The organism is Actinokineospora sp. NBRC 105648 (genome assembly GCF_030269645.1).
Classification (GTDB): Bacteria; Actinomycetota; Actinomycetes; order Mycobacteriales; family Pseudonocardiaceae; genus Actinokineospora.
In genome coordinates this window covers 1-21,150 of the sequence record NZ_BSTR01000006.1, presented here as the reverse complement: position 1 = coordinate 21,150, position 21,150 = coordinate 1, and the positions used below count along the sequence as shown (strand labels likewise).

Below are 21,150 nucleotides of genomic sequence, written 5' to 3'. Positions count from 1 at the left end.
ACCAGTTCGATCGTTGACAGTTAGAACCCTTACAGTTAGAGTTCTCAGCATGGACGCACCGAAGCTCAGCACCGCCCTCGAACTGGTCCGCTGGATCATGTGGGCCCAGCGCAAGGCCGCCGAGGACTGGGTCCGGGAGCGCGAGCTCAGCTTCGAGCAGGGGTTCACGCTCGGCTACCTGGTCGACCACCCCGGTGCGATCCAGCGCGACATCGCGCAGATGACCCGCACGAGCGCCGCGAGCGTCTCGAGCCTGCTGCAGGGGCTCGAGCGCCGGGGTCTCGTCGAGCGGCGCACTGAGCCCGGCGACGAGCGCAGCAAGCGCGTCTACGCGACGCAGGCGGGCGTCGAGCTCATCGCCGGGTTCGACCCCGCGATGGCGGCCACCGACGAGAAGATCCTCGCCCCGCTGGACGAGGACGAGCGGGCCACGCTGCACGCCCTGCTCACGAAGATCACCGCGGAACTGGCGCAACCGACCAGACCGTAACCACCGCGCGGCCAGCCGCGCCCCCTGAGACACCCCTCGCCGTGCCGGCGTTCGCCGGCGCGCGCTCGAACCTGCCCGGAGAAGGAGCAGCCATGAGCACCACGAACCTCGAAACCCCGGTGAAAGCGGACGCCGTCGGCACCAACCGCTGGTACCTCTCGGCCGCGCCGATCATCCGCGCCCTGATCCACCTGTGCGTGCCGATGGCCGCCGCGATGATCGTCGGCGCCGTCTACAACCTCGTCAACGCGGGCTTCATCGGCTCGCTGCACGACACCGCGCTGCTCGCCGCGATCACCCTCGGCGCCCCGATCCTCGGCCTGGTCATGGCGGTCGGCGGCGTGTTCGGCGTCGGCGGCGGGGCGCTGATCTCCCGACTGCTCGGCGCCGCCGAGCGCGATCCCGCGCGCGCCGACGAGATCAAGCACGTCTCGTCGTTCGCCGTCTGGGGCTCGGTGATCGCCGGGGCCGTGTTCGGCGGCGCCGGGCTGCTCCTGCTGGACCCGCTCGTGTCGCTGCTCGGCGCGGACGCCGCCGCCGCACCCGCGACCAGCGCCTACATCGGCGTCATGCTCGCCTTCGTGCCCGTGCTCGCCGCGTCGTTCTGCCTCGAGCAGATCGTGCGGGCGGAGGGCGCCGCGCGCCAGGTGATGGTCGGGCTCATCGCGTCCACGATCGCGAACGTCGTGTTCGACGTGCTGTTCATCCTGGTGCTGCACTGGGGCGTCGCGGGCGCGGCGCTGGCGATGGGCCTGTCGAACCTCGGCGTCGTCGCCTACTTCGCCTGGTGGCTGCACCGGCACAGCGAGCACGTGAGCCTCGCGCCGCGCTGGTTCACGCTCGCGCCCGACGTCATCAAGCCGGTCTTCGGCGTCGGCGTCGGCGAGCTGCTCCAGTCCTCGTTCCTCATCGTCACCTCGCTGGTGCTCAACAACCTCGCGGTCGCCTACGGCGACAACGCCCTGGCCGCCATGGGCATCGCGGTCCGCATCGCGCAGATCCCGGAGTTCCTGGTCATGGGCGTCACGATCGGCGTGCTGCCGCTGCTCGCCTACTCCTACGGCAAGGGCGACCGGGACCGCCTCACCTCGGCGCTGCGCGTCTCCGCGATCACCGTCGGCGGCATCGTCCTGGTCTTCTCGACGACGGTGTTCCTGTTCCGCGAGCAGGTGTTCACCGCGTTCTCGGCGGACCACTCGGTCCTCGCGATCGGTGTCACCATCCTCACCGCCCAACTCGTGGCCATGGTGGTGAACGGCTTCACCGGCCTGATCACCTCGCTGTTGCAGGCGACCGGCCGGTCGGTGGCGGCGATCGTGATGTCGGTGTCCCAGGGTGTCCTGTTCATCCCGATCGTGCTGCTGGGCAACGTCTGGTTCGGCCTCGCGGGCATCATCTGGGCGCTGACCGTCACCGAGGTCATCGTGTTCCTCGTCGGGGTCCTGCTGTGGCTCACCTCCCGCCGCGCGATCGACCAGGGCCTCGCCGAGGGCAGCCCGGAACGCGCCGAGGAGGTGCTGGAGCACGCCGAGGCCTGAGCCCGGGACCGGATCCGCCGGCGGCTCACCGCGGCCGAGATCGGTTGGCAGGACGGGATGTCCAGACCGATTGGTCCACTTGAGACGACCGCGGGCGCGGCGGTGCCGGGTGCGGCGGACTGTCCCGCCGCACCCGGCACCGCCCGGCTCAGGCCGTCAGCAGTTGCGCACCCACTTGATCGGCTGCCAGTCGTAGAGCCAGTCGTCGGACGGGGCCACCGAGGTCTGGACGACCGGCCCCTCCGGGACCATGAACTTGGCCACCGTGCCCCTGGTCTGGTTGTTGTGCCACGAACCGACGCTGACCCACGGGATCTCGTACTGGCGGCACGAGTACATGGCGATCTGGCTGCCCTGCAGGTTCGTGTCCGAGTAGGCGCAGAAGTACCCGTAGGCGGCGCGCGGCGAGCACGCCGCCACGACAGCCGCTGCGCCGCGGGTGGCGGCGAAGTCCCGCGGGTGCGCCTCACCCGGCAACGCGATGGACACCTGCGCCGCCCCGTCCACGTCGACCTTGTTGAGCCCGACCTGCTTGCCGCCGAGCACAGCGATCGTGTGGTCGACCTCGGCCCGCAACCAGGCCGACTGGTCCGCGGTCAGCCCGGCGGCCCTGCCCTGGGCGGCGAACCGGTCCGCGCCGGTCGCCTCGGCCTGGGCCGCCACGCTCCCGGCGACCAGCGCCGCGACCGCCGCGACCAGCACGGACGCCGTTCGAAAAAGCCTCTTCACCTGGAGATCTCCTTCTTCCGTCGGCAGCACCGGTGACGGTCCGGTCGATTGTCCACAAGGGACCATCGACCCCGAGTCGACTGCTGCGCCAGGAAAAGCTCTCCACGTGCGGTATCGACCGGACACCGGTCGACCCCGCCGTCGATCACGCGGCCCCGGCGAACGCGCCGAGCGGCCGGACCCACCTCGGCTAACCCGTCGCGGCCCGACCGAACCCCACCAGCGTGAACTCCCCAGTTCGCACGTCGCACCCGATCAGCGGACGCGGCTCAGTCGTCCGCGCCCACCACAGCCGTCAGGTCACCGGTGTCGAGAAACACCCGCTCGCGGCGGGCAGGCGCCCTCGGGCGCCCCACCGACCGTACCCACGGGTGGTTACCAACGGCAACTGCCAAATGACTGTGTGTGCGACATTTCCCCCATAGCCGCCTACTTCAGTCACCACGGTCAGTGGCCGAGCCGACGGCCCGCTGGACCCGGCCACGCGCCGACCGGGTCGGTGGTCGCCTCGACCACCGCTCCCGAGCGGCACGCCGCCGGTTCCCGCGCTCAGACCTCGCCGAGCCGCCACTCGGGCCGGATGTAGTGGCAGGTGTACCCGGCCGGGTAGCGCTCCAGGTAGTCCTGGTGCTCGGGCTCGGCCAGCCAGAAGTCGCCCGCAGCGGTGACCTCGGTGACGACCGGGCCCGGCCACTTGCCCGAGGCGTCGACCTCGGCGATGGTCGCCTCGGCGACCCGCTTCTGCTCGTCGGTGTCGTAGAAGATCGCCGAGCGGTAGCTGCTGCCGATGTCGTTGCCCTGGCGGTCGCGCGTCGTCGGGTCGTGGATCTGGAAGAAGAACGCCAGGACCTGCCGGTAGGTCAGCCGGGCCGGGTCGAAGACGACCTCGATCGCCTCGGCGTGGCCGCGGTGGTTGCGGTAAGTGGCGTTGGGGACGTCGCCGCCGGTGTAACCCACCCGGGTGGACACGACGCCCGGGTGCTTGCGGAACAGGTCCTGCACACCCCAGAAACACCCGCCCGCGAGGACGGCTCGCTCGGTCACCGGGGCCATCTGGTCACTCCGTTCCCGGATCTGGTCGATCCGCGTTCGTTCTGCTCGGTACGCACTGTCCAACGCCGGACGGCCCGCACTTCATCCCGACGACCGCTCTCACCCGCTCCCGGACGAGGCGCTCAGCAGGTCGAGGATGCCCGCCCGCACCGGCGGCCTGCCCCCGGCGACCAGGGTGAACGTCGCCTCCCGCAGGAGGCGTTCGGCGGGGTGACCGACCTGCACGGCGGCGCTACCGGTGGCGACCACCAGGGCCGACGCGGCGCGCAGCGCGAACTCGCTGCCCGCGGCGCGCGCGGCGAGCAGCGACACCGCGTCGGTCAGTCCGGCGTCCAAGCAGTCGCGGACGGACTGCCCTTGCGCGCGGAGCCTGGCCACCACCTCGTCCTCGCCCGTCTCCTCGATCAACCGCAGGCAGCGCTCGGCGACGCCGAGGGCGAGGCAGCCGTTCAGCCGCGACCCAGCGGTCTGGTTGGCCAGGAAGGTCGCGTGGTCGACGGTGGCCAGCACGCGGTCGGCAGGCACGTGGAAACCGTCGAAGCGCAACCGGACGGTGTTGGTGGCCTGCGCGGCGATCAGCGCCAGCGGCTCGGCGGTCAGGCCGTCCGCCGGACGGGCGTCGATCAGGCTGTGGACGATGGTGTCGCCGTCCCGTCCCGAGATCTGGAGCACGTCGACGATGCCCCAACCGCTGACGAACGGGCCCTCGCCGTCGTAGACAACACCGTCGGACACCTGGCGCACCCGCAGCCGGGGCGGCGTCGGCACCGCGCCCGCGAACGCGACCCCGCCACGCAGCACGCCGCGCACCGCGTCCGCCAGGTACCGCTCGCGCGCCGCCGCCTGCCCCGCGGCCAGGCCCAGGACCACGCCGTGGTGCTGGACCCAGGTGAAGGTGGTGGCCAGGCAGCCGCCCGCCAGCGCCTCGAGGATCTCGGCCACTTCCGGCAACCCCAGACCCGGCCCACCCACCTCAGGTGGCGCCGACAGCCCGTAGAACCCCTCCGCGGCCAGCAGCTCGAAGTGGCTCGCCGGGATCCGGCCGCTCGCGTCCACCGCCGCCGCGGCCGGGAACAGCACGTCGTCGGCGATCTCCTTGGCGCGCTCCACCAGATCGGACATGGACCCAGGCTACCCAGGCCCGGCTCGCTGGGGTCGCGACGACGCCACCCCAGACCCGATCAGTCTGGTGTGGACAGTCAAGCGGCCGCGACCGGGACTGCCGGTCGGCGGTCCCAGGGCGGCACCGCCCCGCGGCATCCCCGATCGGCGCGGAGGTCGTCATGTGCGCGGCCAAGAACGCCGCGAAGCTTCGAGACGACGCTGCCGAGCGCGGTGGCGGAACTCATCGGGCGGCAGGCGGCGAGCCCGGGCCCGGCTGGGCAGTCGCCCGCCGGAATGATCGTCCGACCTCGGCGAGGTTTCGCCCGGCCGCCCGCTGACTACCCTGCCGACACCAGGTGCCGCTCAGGTGCCTCGTGGAGTCAGGACCGCGACCATGTCCTCGTTCGCAGACTCGGATGCCGACCACGCCCACCACGACCAGGTCGGCCAACCGCACGACGCCACCGCCGAGGGCCCGGTCGCCGACGCCGAGGCCGAGGCGGCCCGGATCAGCGACTCGGACCGGCCGCTGGGAACGATCGGCAAGCGGTTCGACCGCCGCTCGCCGTTCCTGATCGGGCTCTACGCCGCGGCCGGGGTGGCGGTGACCTACGGCCTGGTGCTGGTGCTGACCGGGCTGCGGGAGATGCTGCTGCTGGTCGGGGTCGCCCTGTTCATCGCCGTGGGCCTGGAGCCGCTGGTGTCCTGGCTGGTCCGGCACCGCCTGCCCCGCTGGCTGGCGGTCACCACGGTGTTCCTGGGCGTCGCGGCGGTGATCGGCGGGTTCCTCGCCGCGGCCATCCCGGTGGTGGTGGAACAGGCGACCCAACTGGTCCAGCGGGCACCGGAGTACCTCCAGCAGGCCCAGGACAACAGCTCGTGGCTGGGCAAGCTCAACGACCGCTTCCACCTGCGGCAGGCGGTCGAGGACTCGCTCAGCGGCGGCGCCGGGCTGCTGGACGCGGGCCTCGCCGTGTTCGGCGCGGTCAGCGACCTGCTCATCCTGATCGTGCTGACGATCTACTTCGTGGTGGACCTGCCGCGGATCCGGGTCGCGCTCTACCGCCTGGTGCCGAACTCCCGCCGCCCCCGCGCCATCCTGATCGGCGACGCGATCTCGGCCAAGGTCGGCGGCTACGTGCTCGGCAACGTGGTGATCTCGGTGATCGCGGGGGCGACCACGCTGATCTGGCTGCTGGTCTTCAACGTCCCCTTCGCGCTGCTGCTCGCCATCGCCGTCGCCGTGCTGGACCTGGTGCCCGTCATCGGCTCGATCATCGGCGGCGCCGTCGCCAGCCTGGTCGCGCTGACCGTGTCCGGCCCGGTGTGCCTGGCGACGATCGGGTTCTTCGTCCTCTACCGCCTCGTCGAGGACTACGTCCTGGTGCCCAGGATCATCGGCAACGCGGTCAAGGTCCCCGCCCTGGTGACCGTGCTGGCCGTCATCCTCGGCGGCGCCCTGCTCGGCGTGGTCGGCGCGCTGGTGGCCATCCCCGTCGCCGCCGCCGTGCTGCTGGTCGCCGAGGAGGTGCTCTACCCACGACTGGACCGCGCCTGAGCGCCCGCACCGGTATGTCCTAAGAGGACAGTCGCCCGCACGCGCGGTCAGGTGGCGGTCCTCCGGAGCGCGCCCTGGTCATCCCAGAGCTGCCTGACCCGGGCCATCCCCCGGCTGGTCAGCGACTTCACGGTGCCGACCGAGCAGTCCAGCTCGACCGCGGCCTGCGCCTCGGACAGGTCGTGCACCACCCGCGCGAGCACCGCGGCCCGCTGCCGGGGCGGCAACTGCTGCAACATGATCAAGACGTGGTCGCGGTCGACCACCGCCCCGGAGAAGTCCTCCAGGTCCAGCTGTTCGGTGAGTTCGTCCAGCGGGACCTGTGGTTTTCGCTTCGCCACCCGCAGGAACTCGTGGTAGATCGCCTTGCGGGCATAGGCGACCGCGTTGTCCGCCGGCACCCGACGCCACCGCCGCAGGCAGCGCAGCAACGCCTCCTGCACTATCTCCTCGGCGACCGACCGGCGACCGGTGAGCTGGATGTCCTCCACGCCAGTCCCGCCGCCAGGACATCACCCTGCCCGCGGCCGCGCTGCGGGGCGCCAACCCGCGGTTGATGGGCAGCGGCCAAGGCTCGGTCAGCACGGCGGCATCGTCGCCGAACTGCCCGCCCTGATCGACGAACTCACCGCGGGTACCTTCACCGCCGCAGCGGTCCCGGTACCGCTGAGCGAGGTCGAACAGGCGTGGAACACGCCCACCGACCCCCGCCCACGCGTCGTGATCACCATGTCCGACTAGGCGATCACCCGCGCTGGGCCGAGTGGCACCCATCTCGTGGACCCAGCGCGGTCCTCACGGGATCAGCTCTGCATCACGTGGTCGGCTCGGGCCCAGGCGCGGTGCAGGCCGACGGCGTCGAGGACGGCGGTGGTGAACGCCTTGGTCGACTTGGCCGCCAAGACGATCCCCGGCGCGGTGGTGTCGACGCCGGCTGCCAAGAGGGCCTGTTCACCACTCCCCCACGCGGCGATCGTCTTGCAGTGGCGGAACGCCTCTTGCAGCAGCACGGTCGACTTGATGTCCTTGAACTCTCCGGTCCCGTCGGCGAGGACGATGGCGTCGTACTCGATGGACCGGGTGGTCAACAGCGTCCGTTCGATGATTTCTTCCTTGCCGTCGGCCGAGAGGATGCCGCCGATGGGGGCGATCACGCGCACCACCGCTCCCCGGGCCTTCGCGGCCGTACGCAAGCGTGCGATGCCCGTGAGGTCGGATCCCGGGACGGCCAAGACCCCGATGACGCGGCCGGTGATCGGTCCGGGCTCGGTCACGACGATGGACAACGCGGGCGAGGGGGTGACGTCCTTGGCGGGCTTTCCCTTGGGTGCCTTCAGACCCAGGCCGGCGGCGACCTCCGCGCACAGGTCTGTGTCCACATTGGCCAGTTGGGCCAGTGCTCGTTCGCGGATGGGCTGCTCGTAGCACTTGCCCAGCTCGAAGGTGAACGCCTCGACCAGGTGCACGCGCTCGACCTCGGTCAGGCTCCGGTAGAACAGGGTGGCCTGGGAGAAGTGGTCCTCGAAGGAGACCGGGTTCGCCCGCACCTTCGGGCCCTCGACCTCGCGCGGGAGGTGGACGTAACCCTGGTCGCTCACCCGCGGGAGGTCCCCGTCGATGCCGTTGGGCAGGTAGGCGACCTGTCCCTTGTGGACGAGGGTCTGGTGCATGCCGTCGCGCAGGTTGTCGTTCACCGCGGCGTGCGGGCAGTTGATCGGGAGCTGGGTGAAGTTGGGGCCGCCGAGCCGGGTGAGCTGGGTGTCGAGGTAGGAGAACAGCCGCGCCTGCATCAGCGGGTCGTTGGTCACCTCGATGCCCGGCACCAGGTTCCCGGTGTGGAAGGCGACCTGCTCGGTCTCGGCGAAGTAGTTGTCCGGGTTGCGGTTGAGCGTGAGCCTGCCGATGACCTGGACCGGCGCCAACTCCTCCGGCACGATCTTGGTCGGGTCGAGCAGGTCGATGCCCTCGAAGGTCTCCTCGGCGCTGTCGGGCAGCACCTGGATGCCCAGGTCGTACTCCAGGAACGCGCCCGCGTCGATGCCGTCGGCGAGGTCCCGGCGGTGGAAGTCCGGGTCCGTGCCCGCCGCGAGCTGGGCCTCCTCCCAGACCAGCGAGTGCACCCCGGCTACCGGCTTCCAGTGGAACTTCACCAGCGAGGTCGCGCCGTCGGCGGCCACCAGCCGGAAGGTGTGCACGCCGAAGCCCTCCATGGTGCGGTACGAGCGCGGGATCCCCCGGTCGGACATCGCCCACAGGACGTGGTGGGTGGCCTCGGTGTGCAGGGAAACGAAGTCCCAGAAGGTGTCGTGCGCCGACTGCGCCTGCGGGATCTCCCGGTCCGGGTGCGGCTTGCCCGCGTGGATGACGTCGGGGAACTTGATGCCGTCCTGGATGAAGAACACCGGCATGTTGTTGCCGACCAGGTCCACGTTCCCCTCGGCGGTGTAGAACTTCACCGCGAACCCGCGCACGTCACGCACCGTGTCCGCCGAACCGCGCGACCCCAGCACGGTGGAGAACCGGGTGAACACCGGCGTCTCCCGGCCCGCCTCGGCCAGGAAGGCCGCCTTGGTCACCGACGCGGCCGCGCCGTTGGCGACGAACACCCCGTGCGCGGCGGCACCGCGCGCGTGCACCACCCGCTCCGGGATCCGCTCGTGGTCGAAGTGGGTGATCTTCTCCCGGAGGTGGAAGTCCTCCAGCAGGGACGGCCCGCGCGGGCCCGCCTTGAGCGAGTGGTCGGTGTCGGACAGGCGCAACCCGTGCGCGGTGGTCAGCTCGTCGCCCTCGGCCCCGCGCGCGGTCCGCGCCACGGGGGCGGTGGTGGGTCGGACTTGCTTGCGCTTCGAAGGCACCGGGCATCTCCTCGGTCGGACGGGGACGAGCACCGGCGGCCCCGGCGGTACCCGGGTACCCACCGGCGGGGAGTCCAACCAGGCCACATCGCCAGGCCACCCGACCGGGTACGGCCGCCGCGGCCGCGGGATGGCGCGGACCGTCCAGCCCCCGCGCGCTGGGGCGAACGGTGCAGACAACTCAACAGAGCCGATGAACCCCTTGCGGCGTAAGAGGAGAAGATCATCGAAGCCGCCCCCGAACGGCACCTCTGCGCACCGGCCCAGCCATGATCATCTTTAGCCGGACGCGGGAACCTCCCGCGAGGATGGGGAAAGATGGCACAGCGGGCAGTGCGCTCGACGCTGGCGGGGCTGGCGGTGGCGGCGGCGACGCTCACCGCGGTCGCGGTCCCGGCGGCCTCGGCGCAGGCGGCCACCCTGCCGAACTTCCGGGTCGGCCTGCAGGTGGCCGACGGCGGCGGGTTCGGCGGGGCCGGGGTGGAGAAGTTCACCACCTACGCGAAGTTCGGCGGGAGCACCTCGGACTGGGCGACCGACAGCGACTACTACGACCCGGACGCGGTGCTGGTCGACCTGGCCGCCGCGCCCAGCGGGGTGCTCGGCGCGGTCGACTTCCGGATCGGCGTGCAGGCCAGGGAGTCCGACGGGCACCTCGGCCCGGCCGAGTTCACCCCGTGGGCGAGCCAGGGCGGCGGCACCTCCCCGCTGGCCACCGACGACGACGGCTACGACCCCGACGGCTACCGGGTCATCGTGGAGACCCGGGCGTGGACCGCGCCGTTCACCCCCGACGACTTCCGCCTGTCGGTGGAGGCCGTCGACGGCGGCATCGCGGGCGTCCCGGCCTTCACCCCGTGGGCGAGCCAGGGCGGCGGCAAGAGCCAGTACGCGATCGACTCCGACGGCTACGACCCGGACGGCATCCGGGTCGGACTCGAGGTCTACTAGCGGAAAGCCCCTTGTGGGCAGGCGCGCGCCTACCCACAAGGGGCGGTCTCAGTCCTCACGCGGCCGACTCCCACCGCACTCAAGTACACAGTGGACTCTCGGATTAGTACATGGACTCTTGGATCCCGACCGGCGGTGAGCGCGCGGGCCACCCCCGATCGCCAGTGCGGCAAGCCAACCCCGCTGGAACGCAACACCCGCTACGGATGCTCGATCTAGTGGACTCGCTTCGTGTGGGGGGAGAGCACCGCTAAACTCGCCGTGTGGTGGGGAATGCCCTTCACCCGCCCTTTTTTCACCACCGCGGTGCTCTAGGGGCCCCACACGAAGCGAGTTCACTAGATCGAGCCATGCTAGAAAATCGGGCAGCCCATACGCACGAGCCACCGCGAGGTCACTCCTGCAAGATCGGCCCGGCGTTGCAGATCACGGTGTCCGAAGCCCGCGCGGACCCGTAGCCGTCCTGGTAGTAGACATCGGCGGTGATCAGCTCCCCCGGGGTGCACAGGCGTGCGCCGGTGGTCTCCCGGTTCCGGTTGTACTGGAGCGTCTGGTTGTTGACCCGCCAGCTGACGCGGCCGTTCTCCTCGTCGTAGAAGTCGTAGGCGCTGGAGTTGCAGACGTACTGGGAGCTGCCGCTCCAGCAGGTCACGCCGACCTGGGTGACCGCGCCCGCGGTCGACGCGGCGGACACTACGAAGGTGCCCGCGACCGCGCAGGACGCCACTAGGGTGGCAAGTTTCATGTCAAGCCCTTCAGGTTCACCGCGCCGGACCACTCCGGGAGTCGGACGGTCGACGGTACAAGCGTTGGGCCACCGGCGAAATCGCCCATTCAGCACCGCCCCGCGCACCAGATGACCGAACGAAGCCGACCGAACGGTCTGAAAACCCGGTCTCCTCCAGTTGAACCGCGTTCATCACCGCAGCGCGCCGCGGCACCTCGACGGAGCCCACGACTTCCGTTAACTGGCAACGGTTTCCCGAGCCCCTCCGGCCGTTAGCATGGGTTAACCGACACTTCGGAGGCGGCATGCACCTCACCCGGGTTCGTCGTAGGCGTCCCCTGCTCCTGATAACCGCGCTGTTCTCGGTCGCGGCGCTGACCACGGGAGCCACCGACGCGCTCGCCGCCCCACCCGATGAACCCGCACACCCCTGGCAGTACGACCACTGGCCGCAGCAGCAGCCGTGGCAGCAGTCCCCGGACGGCGCGCGGGTCGCGGCGCAGGCCGGGTTCCCCGGCCCCGTCGACCCGCAGAACTGGGTGAACCCGGACCACATGACGTGGGAGCGGGACTACCGCAAGATCCCCGGCACCACCTGGGCCGACCCGGCCGCCAAGGGCACGAAGCGCACGTTCAAGGGCGCGCTGGTCCTGCTGGACTACCCGAACCAGCCGTTCGTCGTGACCCAGCCGTCGCACTCGACGGTGTTCGGCAACCCCAGCACGGAGGCGCACGACATCCCGCGCGACCGCGTCGGGCAGTTCTACCAGGACTTCCTGAACAAGCCGGGCGCGCTCAACCACGGCCACACCGTGCACGAGTACTGGATGGAGAACTCCGGCGGGCGCTACGGCGTCGACCTGAAGGCGTTCGGCCCCTACACCTTGCCCGGCAAGGATCACGAGTACGCGCTGGAGTTCCAGTCCGGCACCGGTTGCCCGACCGGCGACAAGTGCGACCGCGACCTGCGCACCGACGGCCGGGCGGGCTGGGTCGCCGACGTCGGGCCCGAGGTCCCGGCCGGGTTCGACTTCGTCTACTTCCTCTCTGCGGGCCAGGACGAGACCAGCACCTGGGAGGAGTTCGGGAGGATGAAGTTCGCGACCAAGGAGGACGTGTCCGACGCGTTCGGGCCGCCGGACGACACCCTGCCGAACTGGACCCGCACCCGCTACGTCGACTGGACCTCGTGGGCGTCGGGCTCCACCCTGTGGCCCAACGCGGGCGACGGCTCGTCGACGCAGGCCGAGAGCTCGGGCCAGGGCGTCTACGCGCACGAGCTGAGCCACCTGCTGGGCATCGGGGACAACTACAACAACCCGTACGCCAACCCACCGCGCCGCGACTACAGCGGGATCTGGGACATGCTCTCCCGCGGCTCGTTCAACGGGCCCGGCGGCCCGCACTCGCGCTGGGCGATCCCGGCGACCGGGGGCGCGTCGATGGGCGCGCAGCACATCCTGCGCAACAAGATCAAGCTCGGCATCGTCGACGAGCGCAACGTGCTGCGGCTCTCCCGCGAGGCGCTCGCCGACTCCGGCGTGGTGGTCGCCCAGATCACCGCCCGCGCGGTGCAACCGGGGCCACGCGGGCTCTCGGGGGTCAACATCGCGTTCGGCACCGGCGACCACACCCCCGCGTGCGAGGTCAGCACCAACCCGTACTGCGACGGCGGCGGGTACCAGAACTACACCGTCGAGGTCGTCGACCGGATGGGCTCGGACTCGTTCACCCCGGACGCGGGCGTGCTGCTCGCCAAGACCAAGGACGAGGACGACGCGCCGTTCGCCTGGGTGGTCGACGCCAACCCGCAGGACATCGGCATGACCAACTACGTGCTGCCGGACGGGCGCAAGGTGCCCATCACCATCGGCGACTACCGGCAGCTCTCCGACGCGCTGTTCCACGCGGGCACCGGCTCGGGCAGCGAGTACGAGTACGTCGACCAGGCCAACCGGCTGCACTTCTACGTGCTGAAGGTCAAACGCGACACCAAGGGCGTGCTGTCCTACACCGTCGCCATCCGGTCGCTCGACGGCGCGGGACCGCAGAGGCGAGGCGTCCGGGTGCTGCCCACCGTGAGCCGGACCGGCCCGGACGGGGTGGCCACCTGCCGGTTCCCGCTGATCAACACCGGTCGCGGCGCCAAGCCCGCCGGGCAGCACCCGGAGGACGTCAGCGCCTACCTCGACAACGACGTCTACCGGGTCTCGGCCACCGCCGAGGGCCGCGGCTGGAGCGTCCAGGTACCCAACACACTGGCCACGGCGAAGTTCGGCCGCGAGGTCCAGGTACCGGTGCACGTCAAGCGCGACGGCGGCCCGCCGCTGACGAAGGTGACCTTGACCGCCACCTCGGAGAGCAACCCCGCCGCGACCGCGACCACCACCTGCGTGGTGGTCGGCCGCTGACACCGGGCACCTTGAGCCACCGCGGGCGCCCAACGCGCCGTCCCCCTGACCGGTCCGGTCAAGGGGACGGCGCGTTGGGAAGCGGGTGGGGATCGCGGACCGGTCCTGTCCGCAAGGTGTGCCAGGGTCGCTCCTGGACGCGGACGAGGCGCGACCCGCACCGTGCGAGCGGTGCGCGGTCGGTCGAGACTGTCCACGGCACACCACGAATGGAGCAACCCGATGAGCCGCGAGTTCCAGGTCACCTTCGACGCCCACGACCCGCGGGCGCTGTCCTGCTTCTGGCGCGACGCGCTGGGTTACGTGCACCCCGCCCCGCCCGGGGTCGAGGTGCCCGAGGGGGCCGACCCGCTCGACGCCTGGGACGAGTTCCTCGAACGGGTCGGCGTACCGCCGGAGCAGCGCGACTCGAGCTCGGCCGTCGAGGACCCGGACGGGCGCGGGCCGCGGCTGTTCTTCCAGAAGGTGCCCGAGGACAAGATCACCAAGAACCGGCTGCACCTCGACGTCCGCGCGGCCCCCGGCCTGCGGGGCGACGAGCGGATGGCGGCCCTGGAGACCGAGGCCGACCGGCTCGTCGCCCTCGGGGCCAGCCGGGTGCACCGGGTCGAGCCCGCGCCCCCGTTGAGCGCGGGCCACATCATCCTGGCCGACCCCGAGGGCAACGAGTTCTGCCTGGACTGACCTTTTCGGGCAGCGGCGGAATCGCGCGCTGGGCCGTTATACGCAGGGCGGCTGGTAGCCGTCGACGCGCAGTCCGCGGAAGTCGAGCTTGTTCGGGGTCTTGCCGACGAAGACAAACCCACGCGCCTCACTCAGTGCCGAAGCGAAGGAGTAGGACGGTTTGCCCAATTCGGGCAGCCACGTCCAGTTGTCCGGGGTGAAGCTGAAGAACTTCTGCACGACCTTTCCGCCCGTCGACGGCACCAGCGTGAGCCACTTGTCGCCGCCGCTCCAGTGCGAGGCGGGGCGCAGCTGGAGGTAGAGGTCGTCGGTCGCGCTGTAGGTGAGCCAGAAGCCCGACGACGTCGAGAGGTTGGCCTGTGCCTCGAACTTGTTGCCCAGCCAGACGACGATCACGTGCCACTCGGCCTTGAGCAGGGTGACCTTGGCCGCGTACCCGCGGCCCTCGCGCACCAGCAGGCTCCCACTGGCGGGCACCGTGGTCCCCTCGCCGGAGGCCAGCCACTGCTGGTAGCGGTCGATCGACGGGGCGGTGCAGGCACAGCTCCGCCCGGCCGGGACGTCGGTCGTGGCCGCGTGCGCGACCGCACCCGAACCGAATAGGGAAAGCGCGAGAACATAAGCGAACGCGGCGAACATCTTGGCGAACGAGCCTTTTGCCCGACCGTTGATTGACTTTAGGCGCATTCTCGAAAAATTAGCACAACTCGATTAACGCCTGAAGCGCGCGCAGAACCGGCGGCACGTGGGAAATTGCCAAACGGGCGGGTGGGTTGACCGCGATCGGCCATTGCGCTGAGGTCGACGTGGGCGGTCCGGCCCGACCGGTGGACCGTCCCGGCGGTCACTCAGCGACACCGCCGAACCCCGAAGGAACCCACAACCGCGCAATCGGGTGGAGTCGACGTCGACACTCGTCCCCGGCTCGATTGTACGTCGTACGGTGAACCTCGGGATCCAGGGGCCTCCGGGGGGTGTGGCGTGTCGGTGCCATGGCGTGGCGATCTGCCCGAACCCACTCCCGCGGCCACCAAGGAGCTCGCGCGGGTGGTCTTCTCGCCGGTCGAGCGGTGGGGGTGGGAGTACGCGCCCGCACCCGCACCCGTCGAGGGACCGGACGAACCACAGCCGGTGTGGAAGGAGCCCGCGAGCCTGGTCCGCGCGCGAGCGTTCCGCCGCGCCAGGTTGCGGGCGCTGCCGGTGCTCGCGACCGGTGTGGGTGTGGCGACCGCGCTGGGCGACCTGGCCGTGGGCGGCGTGCTGGCGGGCGGGGTGTTCCTGGCGGGCATGTCGGTCGTGGTGGCGCGCCAGTGGCTGGTGCCGAGGGCGCGGCTGGCCGAGGGGCTGCGGGACCGGGCGGAGCGGGTCGACCGGTTCGAGCGGCGGCAGCGGGAGTGGGCGTGGCAGCGGGCCCAGCGGGACGCCGACCGCGCGCGCCAGGATCAAGCCGACGAGTGGTTCCCGCTGCGCCCGATCAGCGGGACCACCCGGGTGGACGTCTTCGGCGGGACCGGGGCCGGGTGGGCGGGCCTGATCACCACCGTCGGCGGCTCGGTGCTGCGCTCGGGCGGCAACGTCCTGGTGGTCGACTTCAGCGAGCAGCGCGTCGCCGCCGGACTGGTCGGGCTGGCCCGGCAGGTGGGGGTGCCCGCCGCGGACCTGACGCTCACCCACGACCCGGTCGGGGGCTCGCTGCTGCAGGGCCTCTCCCCCGCCGACGTCGCCCAGGTCGTGGCGGGCGCCGTGGCCACCATGCGGTCCGCGTCCGAGGCGAGCGACCTGCGGATCGTGGACGCGGACGTGCTCAAGACGGTGGCCGAGTGCCTCGACGGCCCGATCACCTTCGCCCGGCTGGCGGCGGCCCTGCGGCTGGTACGCGGGCACGACTACGCCGGGACCACCGCCGAGCTGCTCGACCTCACCGAGGCGGGCAGGCTGACCGGCCGCATCGGGCTGGTGGGCACCACCGAGCGGGTCGCGAACGCCTTGCAGACCCTCACCTACCTGACCGAGCTGCTGCACGTGGACGAGGCCGCGCACGCGGACACGGCCGCCCCGCTCACCTGGGCGGTGTCCGGTCTGACCGTGCTGACCAGCGCGGGCCCGCACCCCGACCGCAAGGACTTCCTGGACCGCCTGCTGTTCCAACGGATCCTGCACGCCCTGCGCGCCAACCCGCGCCGCGGCGAGCGGGACGTGGTGTTCGTCGCGAACGCCGACCACATCGGCGTCGAGGGCCTGGAGGCGTTGGCGAAGCACGCGCGCCGGGTGGGGGTGCGGCTCGTGCTGCTGCTGGAGCACCTGCGCGGCGACCTGACGCGGCTGCTCGGCGGCGTCGGCAGCGCCACCATCCTGATGCGGATGGGCAACCCGGAGGAGGCCAAGGCGGCCGCCGAGTTCATCGGCCGCGAGCACACCTTCGTGCTCAACCAGGTCACCGACCAGGTCGGCACCAGTCTCACCGAGGGCAACAGCGAGAACTGGGGCAACCAGAACAGCACCTCCAGCAACGAGGGCACGCACCTCAACAAGCCGAAGAACGCCTCGGTGTTCGACCGCAAGGCGGGCAGCACCGGCGAGTCCGCGGGCACCGCGACCTCGCGCACCAACAGCTGGGGCTACGCGGTCACCGAGTCCTACACCGACACCGAGAACACCAGCACCGCGGTGTCGCGGGTCTACGAGTACACCGTCGAGCCGACCAGGGTGCAGGGCCTGCCGCCGACCGCCTTCATCCTGGTGGAGACCGGTCCTGACGGGCGCCGGGTCACGATGGGCGACTGCGACCCGGGCATCCCCCTGCGGCCGCGGGTCGCGATCACCCCGCGGCGGGGGTGAGGCGTGCTCGACGGCGTCGTGTTCCACCGGGTGCTGACCGCGCCGCGCAGGCCGAGCGACCCCGACCGGCCGGACCCGGTGCCCGCCCAGCTGTTCGCCGCGCTCACCGCCGCGTACTCCGAGCTCGACGCGGACGGGGTGCTGGTCTCGGCGTGGCAACGGCTGCCCGGCGACCTGCGGCTGCGCGTGCTGGTCGGCGGTCGTCCGGCCTTCCCCGCGGCACGCGGCCCGGTGACGCTGCTCTACCCGCCGGGCAGCAGCGCGGAGGTCGTGGACACCGGCGAGGTGCTGCGGTCGTGGGCCGCGCACCCGGCGTGGGTGGCCTGCACCGGGCAGTCCGACGCGCTGTGGACGCCCGACCAGGCCGCGCGGCAGAGCCGGGGCGGGTTCGACGACTACGTGGCGCACCTGGGCACCGCCTTCGTCTGGCTGGTCACGGCCGAACCCGTGCCCGCCGAGCACGTCGACCTGGAGCTGGCCGCGCTCGCCGCGCGCCTGCCCAGCCTGCGGCTGCGCGAGCGGGACGAGGCGGGGCGGGTCGCGCTGGACCGGGCCACCGGGCGCTACCGCGAGCTGTCCCGCGCCCGCGGCACCGGCCTGTGGCGGATCCGGGTGCTGGTCGGGGCCGACACCGCGGTGGCGGCCCGCCGGGCGGCGGCGCTGCTGTGCGGCTCGTCCGACCTCGACGACCAGCCGTACGCGCTCGCGCCGGGGTGGGCGGTCAGCTCGTTCGCCGACGCCCTGGCCACGCTGGTGGACCGGCCCGACGGGCACGCCACGCCGTTCCGCGGCACCAGCGAGCTGCTGGCCGTGCTCGCCCGGCCGCCGCGCCGCGAACTGCCCGGCCTGCGCCTGGTGGAGCTCGTCGACTTCGACGTCACCCCGGAGACCGCGGGGCCGATCGCGGTGGGCACGGTGCTCGACGACGCCGACCAGCCCGTGGGCCCGTTCACCGTCACCACCGAGACGCTCAACCGGCACACCTTCGTCGCGGGCGCGACCGGCGCGGGCAAGTCGCAGACCGTGCGGCACCTGCTCGAGCAGGTGCACCGGCACGGCGTGCCGTGGCTGGTGATCGAGCCCGCCAAGGCCGAGTACGCGGCCATGGCGGGCCGGGTCGGCGAGGTCACCGTGATCCGGCCGGGCGCGCCGGACGCGCCGCCGGTCGGGCTCAACCCGCTCGAACCCGAGCCCGGGTTCCCGATCCAGACCCACATCGACCTGGTCCGCGCGCTGTTCCTGGCCGCCTTCGACGCCGACGAACCGTTCCCGCAGGTGCTCAGCCACGCGCTCACCCGCTGCTACACCGACCTGGGCTGGGACCCGGTGGTGGGCGAGTCGCGGCTGACCGGGGTGACGCCGAAGTACCCGGACCTGGCCGACCTGCGGCGCACCGCGCTGGAGGTGGTGGCGGGCATCGGGTACGGCAAGGAGATCACCGACAACGTCCGCGGCTTCATCGACGTGCGCCTGGGCTCGTTGCGGCTGGGCACACCGGGGCGCTTCTTCGAGGGCGGCCACCCGCTCGACGTCGCGGAACTGTTGCGGCGAAACGTCGTTCTGGAGATCGAGGACGTCGGCAACGACCAGGACAAGGCGTTCCTCATCGGCGCGGTGCTGATCCGGCTGCACGAGCACCTGCGCGTCCGGCACACGCCGAACCCCGGTCTGCGGCACGTGACCGTCATCGAGGAGGCGCACCGGCTGCTGCGCAACGTCGCGCCGGGCAGCCCCGCGGCGCACGCGGTGGAGCTGTTCACCGCGCTGCTGGCGGAGATCCGCGCCTACGGCGAGGGCATCGTGATCGCCGAGCAGATCCCGTCGAAGATCGTCCCGGACGTGCTGAAGAACACCGCGCTGAAGATCATCCACCGGCTGCCCGCCGCCGACGACCGCGAGGTCCTGGGCGCCACGGTGAACCTGGACGAGGCGCAGTCCCGGCACGTGGTCTCGCTGCCCGCGGGCCGGGCGGTCGCGTTCAGCGACGGGATGGACCGGCCGATCCGGATCGCGGTGCCGCTGGGCGAGGACCGCGAGGCCGTCCGGCCCGGACCGCCCGCGGCGATCCTGCGCCCGCGCGGCGCGGCCTGCGGGCCGCTCTGCCGCACTCGGGCGTGCTCGCTGCGGGAGGTCAACCGCGCCGTGTACCTGGCCACCGACCCGCGGCTGGTCCTGTGGCTGGAACTGCTGACCGCGGCCCACGTCGTCGGCAGGCAGGTGCCGGTGCCCGAGCGGGGGTGGCTCGACGGCCTTGCCGCCGACGACCGGCGGACCGTGGAGTGCGCCGTCGCCCACCGCGCGCAGATCGCGATCGGCACCCGATACCGCGGCCTGTCCCGGCACTACCAACCCGAGGCCCTGGCCGAACACGTTGCGGCGACGGCATTGCGGCAGCTCGACGGCGGTCGGCCGCTGTGTACTGGCGGCGAGACCCGCTGGCAGGCGGGCACGTTCAGATGGGTCGACGTGATGATCGCGCTCAAGGCGTCCCCGGCGGCCGGGCCACCGCACCCGCGGACCGCGGCGTGGGCGGCCCGCGGCCTGCACCTGCGCGGTGACACCGCGGGCGAGCAGCTGGAGGCGCTGCGCGGCCACCCCGACTCCTGGCTGCCCGACCACTCCGTGGTGACCGGCGGGTCCGCGGTGGCCGAGGCGGCGGCCCGGCTCAGCCGCGCGGCCACCGAGCGCGCCCGGCTCAACGAGGCCACCCGGTTCCTGGACATGCGCACCGGGTGGGCGCTCACCGTCTTCGATCGGCGGGAGTCGTGAGGATCGATTCCGGCCGCGAGTCGGCTGAGTCCCCGGCGGTGGAGGCCACCGACGGCCCGGAAGCGCGCCGCGGCGCGGAGAGCACTGAGCGCACCGGCACCCGCGACAGCGTCCCCGCCGAGGAGCTGGTCGACACGGAGGCGGTGGAACGGCGTGGCCTGCTCGACGACGAGGTGGCCCGCGCCTCCGCGGCTGAGTTGGACCCGGCCGACAAGGGGGGCCAGCTGGAGCGCGGTGGCCGGGCGTTGCACAAGCACGCGAGCCGGGACTCCAACACCGGGCAGTGGCCCTTACCTGAGGGAAAGCGGACCCCGGAAGCGTGGAACGAGCTCGGCCGCGTTGAGGTGGACAAGATCCTGAAGGACGATGGGCGCACGGAGGAGGTCCGCCGTGGACGGATAGGCGGGGAGTGGCGGCCGACGATAGAAGTCAGGGACAGCACCGGACGGGGGATCCGGACCGACGAGAGCAGCGGGTTCGTGACACTGCTGGACGAGAAGGAGGAATATGATCAACATTGAGTTCCGGCCCGATCACGTCACGTTCTCCGACACCAGCGACTCGACGGAGTACATCCTCGAGTTCAGCGACGAGGAGCAGTACCCGAAGGGCGCCATCCTCGCCATCGCCCGGCCGGACGATGGCGGCTGGGACGACGTGGTGCTCACCGTCAACCCGGACATCGGCGACGTGCCGGTGGCCCTCGTGCTGTGGGCGATCGACGTGGCCCGCGGGCGGATGGCCTGACCCGTGCGCCTGGAACGCGGCGACACCGCCGGGTCCCCGGTCGACGCCGAGCGCCCGGCCGAGCCCGGCGACCGGGACGCCGAGCGGTACGGAGCCGACGTGCGCGCGGGCGTGGACCACCACCGCCACGGCGGCGGGGACCACATCCCCGGCGTCGGCCAAGACCCGGAACGGCTCGCCGAGTACCTGGACGCGCAGCGACCGAACCTCACCCACGTCGACACCCACACCGGCGACCGCGCCGGGTACGACGCCGACAAGGGCATGGCCGTCGTGCACGACAGCACCAAGATCTACGCCCGGCACGAGGCACAAGCGGAGTTCGCCGAAGGCGGCCGGTACACCCCGGCCTGGTGAACACGGCCGCCCAAACGCCATCCGGCAGCCCACCCGAGAAGCACGGGAGGACTGCCGGACGACGCTCGGCCCTCACCTATTCGGGAATTGATTCGATGTGGAGTTCACCGGATCCTTCTTGTTCGACCAATCGCCCGGCGGCCCGCGCCGACAATCCCCGTGGACGCCTCTCGCGCGACATCGAGCGGGACTCACGGGTCGGTGCGCCCTAGTACTCCAGCCGCACTTGGTGATCTTCGTGGTGTAGGTTGTCGATCTTGTGTTGACTGATGAGGATCTTGACGCCTGGGTGGCCGGGTTGGATGAACTGTTCGCCCAGGTGGCGGGCCGGTTCTACCG

At 71.6% G+C, this 21,150-nt stretch carries 19 protein-coding genes; 12 read left to right on the top strand and 7 right to left on the bottom strand.

All coding sequences use genetic code 11. The annotated features are described in order from the left end of the window. Positions 1–49: 49 nt before the first annotated feature. Together QSK30_RS07880 and QSK30_RS07875 are read left to right on the top strand one after the other, a co-directional pair. A complete protein-coding gene (locus QSK30_RS07880; RefSeq protein ID WP_285500838.1) occupies positions 50–490 on the top strand; it encodes a MarR family winged helix-turn-helix transcriptional regulator in 441 nt (146 codons plus the stop codon). 92 nt (positions 491–582) lie between these two features. Next, positions 583–2,028 (top strand): MATE family efflux transporter, encoded by a 1,446-nt coding sequence (locus QSK30_RS07875; RefSeq protein ID WP_285500836.1) that lies wholly within the window; start codon positions 583–585, stop codon positions 2,026–2,028. A 156-nt stretch (positions 2,029–2,184) separates the two neighbouring features. On the opposite strand, the gene QSK30_RS07870 is transcribed toward QSK30_RS07875, so the two are convergent. The 3 genes from QSK30_RS07870 to QSK30_RS07860 all read right to left on the bottom strand — a co-directional run bounded on the left by QSK30_RS07870 (position 2,185) and on the right by QSK30_RS07860 (position 4,932). After that, the gene (locus QSK30_RS07870; protein WP_285500834.1) at positions 2,185–2,757 is read right to left on the bottom strand and encodes a hypothetical protein; all 573 of its coding nucleotides are present in this window, start codon (positions 2,755–2,757) and stop codon (positions 2,185–2,187) included. A 549-nt stretch (positions 2,758–3,306) separates the two neighbouring features. Continuing rightward, complete coding sequence (gene msrA / locus QSK30_RS07865) at positions 3,307–3,810, bottom strand: peptide-methionine (S)-S-oxide reductase MsrA (protein WP_285500832.1); 504 nt, start codon at positions 3,808–3,810, stop codon at positions 3,307–3,309. A gap of 99 nt (positions 3,811–3,909) precedes the next feature. Beyond that, positions 3,910–4,932: an acyl-CoA dehydrogenase family protein gene (locus QSK30_RS07860; RefSeq protein ID WP_285500830.1), complete on the bottom strand. Its 1,023-nt coding sequence runs from the start codon at positions 4,930–4,932 to the stop codon at positions 3,910–3,912. A 376-nt stretch (positions 4,933–5,308) separates the two neighbouring features. Between QSK30_RS07860 and QSK30_RS07855 the strand changes: the two genes are divergently transcribed. Next, a complete protein-coding gene (locus QSK30_RS07855; RefSeq protein ID WP_285500828.1) occupies positions 5,309–6,472 on the top strand; it encodes an AI-2E family transporter in 1,164 nt (387 codons plus the stop codon). Positions 6,473–6,519: 47 nt separating this feature from the next. On the opposite strand, the gene QSK30_RS07850 is transcribed toward QSK30_RS07855, so the two are convergent. Then, positions 6,520–6,963, bottom strand: coding sequence for a sigma-70 family RNA polymerase sigma factor (locus QSK30_RS07850; protein ID WP_285500826.1), 444 nt, complete (start codon positions 6,961–6,963; stop codon positions 6,520–6,522). Here QSK30_RS07850 and QSK30_RS07845 point away from each other — a divergent pair. After that, positions 6,953–7,213 (top strand): hypothetical protein, encoded by a 261-nt coding sequence (locus QSK30_RS07845; protein ID WP_285500825.1) that lies wholly within the window; start codon positions 6,953–6,955, stop codon positions 7,211–7,213. The two genes, QSK30_RS07850 and QSK30_RS07845, sit on opposite strands and share 11 nt — an antisense overlap. Before the next feature lie 62 nt (positions 7,214–7,275). On the opposite strand, the gene QSK30_RS07840 is transcribed toward QSK30_RS07845, so the two are convergent. Next, on the bottom strand, positions 7,276–9,327 hold the full coding sequence (locus QSK30_RS07840) for a catalase (RefSeq protein WP_285500823.1): 2,052 nt from the start codon (positions 9,325–9,327) through the stop codon (positions 7,276–7,278). A gap of 318 nt (positions 9,328–9,645) precedes the next feature. Here QSK30_RS07840 and QSK30_RS07835 point away from each other — a divergent pair, with 318 nt between their 5' ends. Next, positions 9,646–10,278 (top strand): hypothetical protein, encoded by a 633-nt coding sequence (locus tag QSK30_RS07835; protein WP_285500821.1) that lies wholly within the window; start codon positions 9,646–9,648, stop codon positions 10,276–10,278. A gap of 394 nt (positions 10,279–10,672) precedes the next feature. Here QSK30_RS07835 and QSK30_RS07830 read toward each other — a convergent pair whose 3' ends face one another. Beyond that, entirely contained in the window at positions 10,673–11,023 is a 351-nt protein-coding gene (locus QSK30_RS07830; RefSeq protein ID WP_285500819.1) for a hypothetical protein, read from the bottom strand. A gap of 287 nt (positions 11,024–11,310) precedes the next feature. On the opposite strand from QSK30_RS07830, the gene QSK30_RS07825 reads away from it, so the two are divergent. Together QSK30_RS07825 and QSK30_RS07820 are read left to right on the top strand one after the other, a co-directional pair. Then, positions 11,311–13,416 carry a M6 family metalloprotease domain-containing protein gene (locus QSK30_RS07825; protein WP_285500817.1) on the top strand — a complete coding sequence of 702 codons (2,106 nt, stop codon included), beginning with the start codon at positions 11,311–11,313 and terminating at the stop codon, positions 13,414–13,416. Between the two features lie 222 nt (positions 13,417–13,638). After that, on the top strand, positions 13,639–14,100 hold the full coding sequence (locus QSK30_RS07820; protein WP_285500815.1) for a VOC family protein: 462 nt from the start codon (positions 13,639–13,641) through the stop codon (positions 14,098–14,100). A gap of 36 nt (positions 14,101–14,136) precedes the next feature. Here the strand turns inward: QSK30_RS07820 and QSK30_RS07815 are convergent, their stop codons facing one another. Beyond that, positions 14,137–14,739, bottom strand: a complete 603-nt coding sequence (locus QSK30_RS07815; protein WP_285501181.1) for a hypothetical protein — start codon at positions 14,737–14,739, stop codon at positions 14,137–14,139. A gap of 342 nt (positions 14,740–15,081) precedes the next feature. Here QSK30_RS07815 and QSK30_RS07810 point away from each other — a divergent pair, with 342 nt between their 5' ends. Genes QSK30_RS07810 through QSK30_RS07790 form a run of 5 tightly spaced genes read left to right on the top strand, consistent with a single transcriptional unit; the run spans position 15,082 to position 20,811 of the window. After that, the gene (locus QSK30_RS07810) at positions 15,082–16,938 is read left to right on the top strand and encodes a hypothetical protein (protein ID WP_285500813.1); all 1,857 of its coding nucleotides are present in this window, start codon (positions 15,082–15,084) and stop codon (positions 16,936–16,938) included. Between the two features lie 3 nt (positions 16,939–16,941). Then, entirely contained in the window at positions 16,942–19,707 is a 2,766-nt protein-coding gene (locus QSK30_RS07805) for an ATP-binding protein (protein ID WP_285500811.1), read from the top strand. Next, positions 19,704–20,228 (top strand): tRNase toxin domain-containing protein, encoded by a 525-nt coding sequence (locus tag QSK30_RS07800; RefSeq protein ID WP_285500810.1) that lies wholly within the window; start codon positions 19,704–19,706, stop codon positions 20,226–20,228. The genes QSK30_RS07805 and QSK30_RS07800 overlap by 4 nt, the downstream gene beginning before the upstream one ends. Beyond that, positions 20,215–20,454 (top strand): hypothetical protein, encoded by a 240-nt coding sequence (locus tag QSK30_RS07795; RefSeq protein ID WP_285500809.1) that lies wholly within the window; start codon positions 20,215–20,217, stop codon positions 20,452–20,454. Before QSK30_RS07800 ends, QSK30_RS07795 begins: the two co-directional genes overlap by 14 nt. A 3-nt stretch (positions 20,455–20,457) precedes the next feature. Beyond that, a complete protein-coding gene (locus QSK30_RS07790; protein WP_285500807.1) occupies positions 20,458–20,811 on the top strand; it encodes a hypothetical protein in 354 nt (117 codons plus the stop codon). Positions 20,812–21,150 lie beyond the last annotated feature (339 nt).

Excerpts from the sequence above, each read along its gene's own strand:
- QSK30_RS07835 (WP_285500821.1), top strand. The coding sequence starts at position 9,646 with ATGGCACAGCGGGCAGTGCGCTCGACGCTGGCGGGGCTGGCGGTGGCG.
- QSK30_RS07860 (WP_285500830.1), bottom strand. The coding sequence starts at position 4,932 with ATGTCCGATCTGGTGGAGCGCGCCAAGGAGATCGCCGACGACGTGCTG.
- QSK30_RS07855 (WP_285500828.1), top strand. The coding sequence starts at position 5,309 with ATGTCCTCGTTCGCAGACTCGGATGCCGACCACGCCCACCACGACCAG.
- QSK30_RS07825 (WP_285500817.1), top strand. The coding sequence starts at position 11,311 with ATGCACCTCACCCGGGTTCGTCGTAGGCGTCCCCTGCTCCTGATAACC.
- msrA (WP_285500832.1), bottom strand. The coding sequence starts at position 3,810 with ATGGCCCCGGTGACCGAGCGAGCCGTCCTCGCGGGCGGGTGTTTCTGG.
- QSK30_RS07815 (WP_285501181.1), bottom strand. The coding sequence starts at position 14,739 with ATGTTCGCCGCGTTCGCTTATGTTCTCGCGCTTTCCCTATTCGGTTCG.
- QSK30_RS07820 (WP_285500815.1), top strand. The coding sequence starts at position 13,639 with ATGAGCCGCGAGTTCCAGGTCACCTTCGACGCCCACGACCCGCGGGCG.
- QSK30_RS07880 (WP_285500838.1), top strand. The coding sequence starts at position 50 with ATGGACGCACCGAAGCTCAGCACCGCCCTCGAACTGGTCCGCTGGATC.
- QSK30_RS07830 (WP_285500819.1), bottom strand. The coding sequence starts at position 11,023 with ATGAAACTTGCCACCCTAGTGGCGTCCTGCGCGGTCGCGGGCACCTTC.
- QSK30_RS07795 (WP_285500809.1), top strand. The coding sequence starts at position 20,215 with ATGATCAACATTGAGTTCCGGCCCGATCACGTCACGTTCTCCGACACC.
- QSK30_RS07845 (WP_285500825.1), top strand. The coding sequence starts at position 6,953 with ATGTCCTCCACGCCAGTCCCGCCGCCAGGACATCACCCTGCCCGCGGC.
- QSK30_RS07875 (WP_285500836.1), top strand. The coding sequence starts at position 583 with ATGAGCACCACGAACCTCGAAACCCCGGTGAAAGCGGACGCCGTCGGC.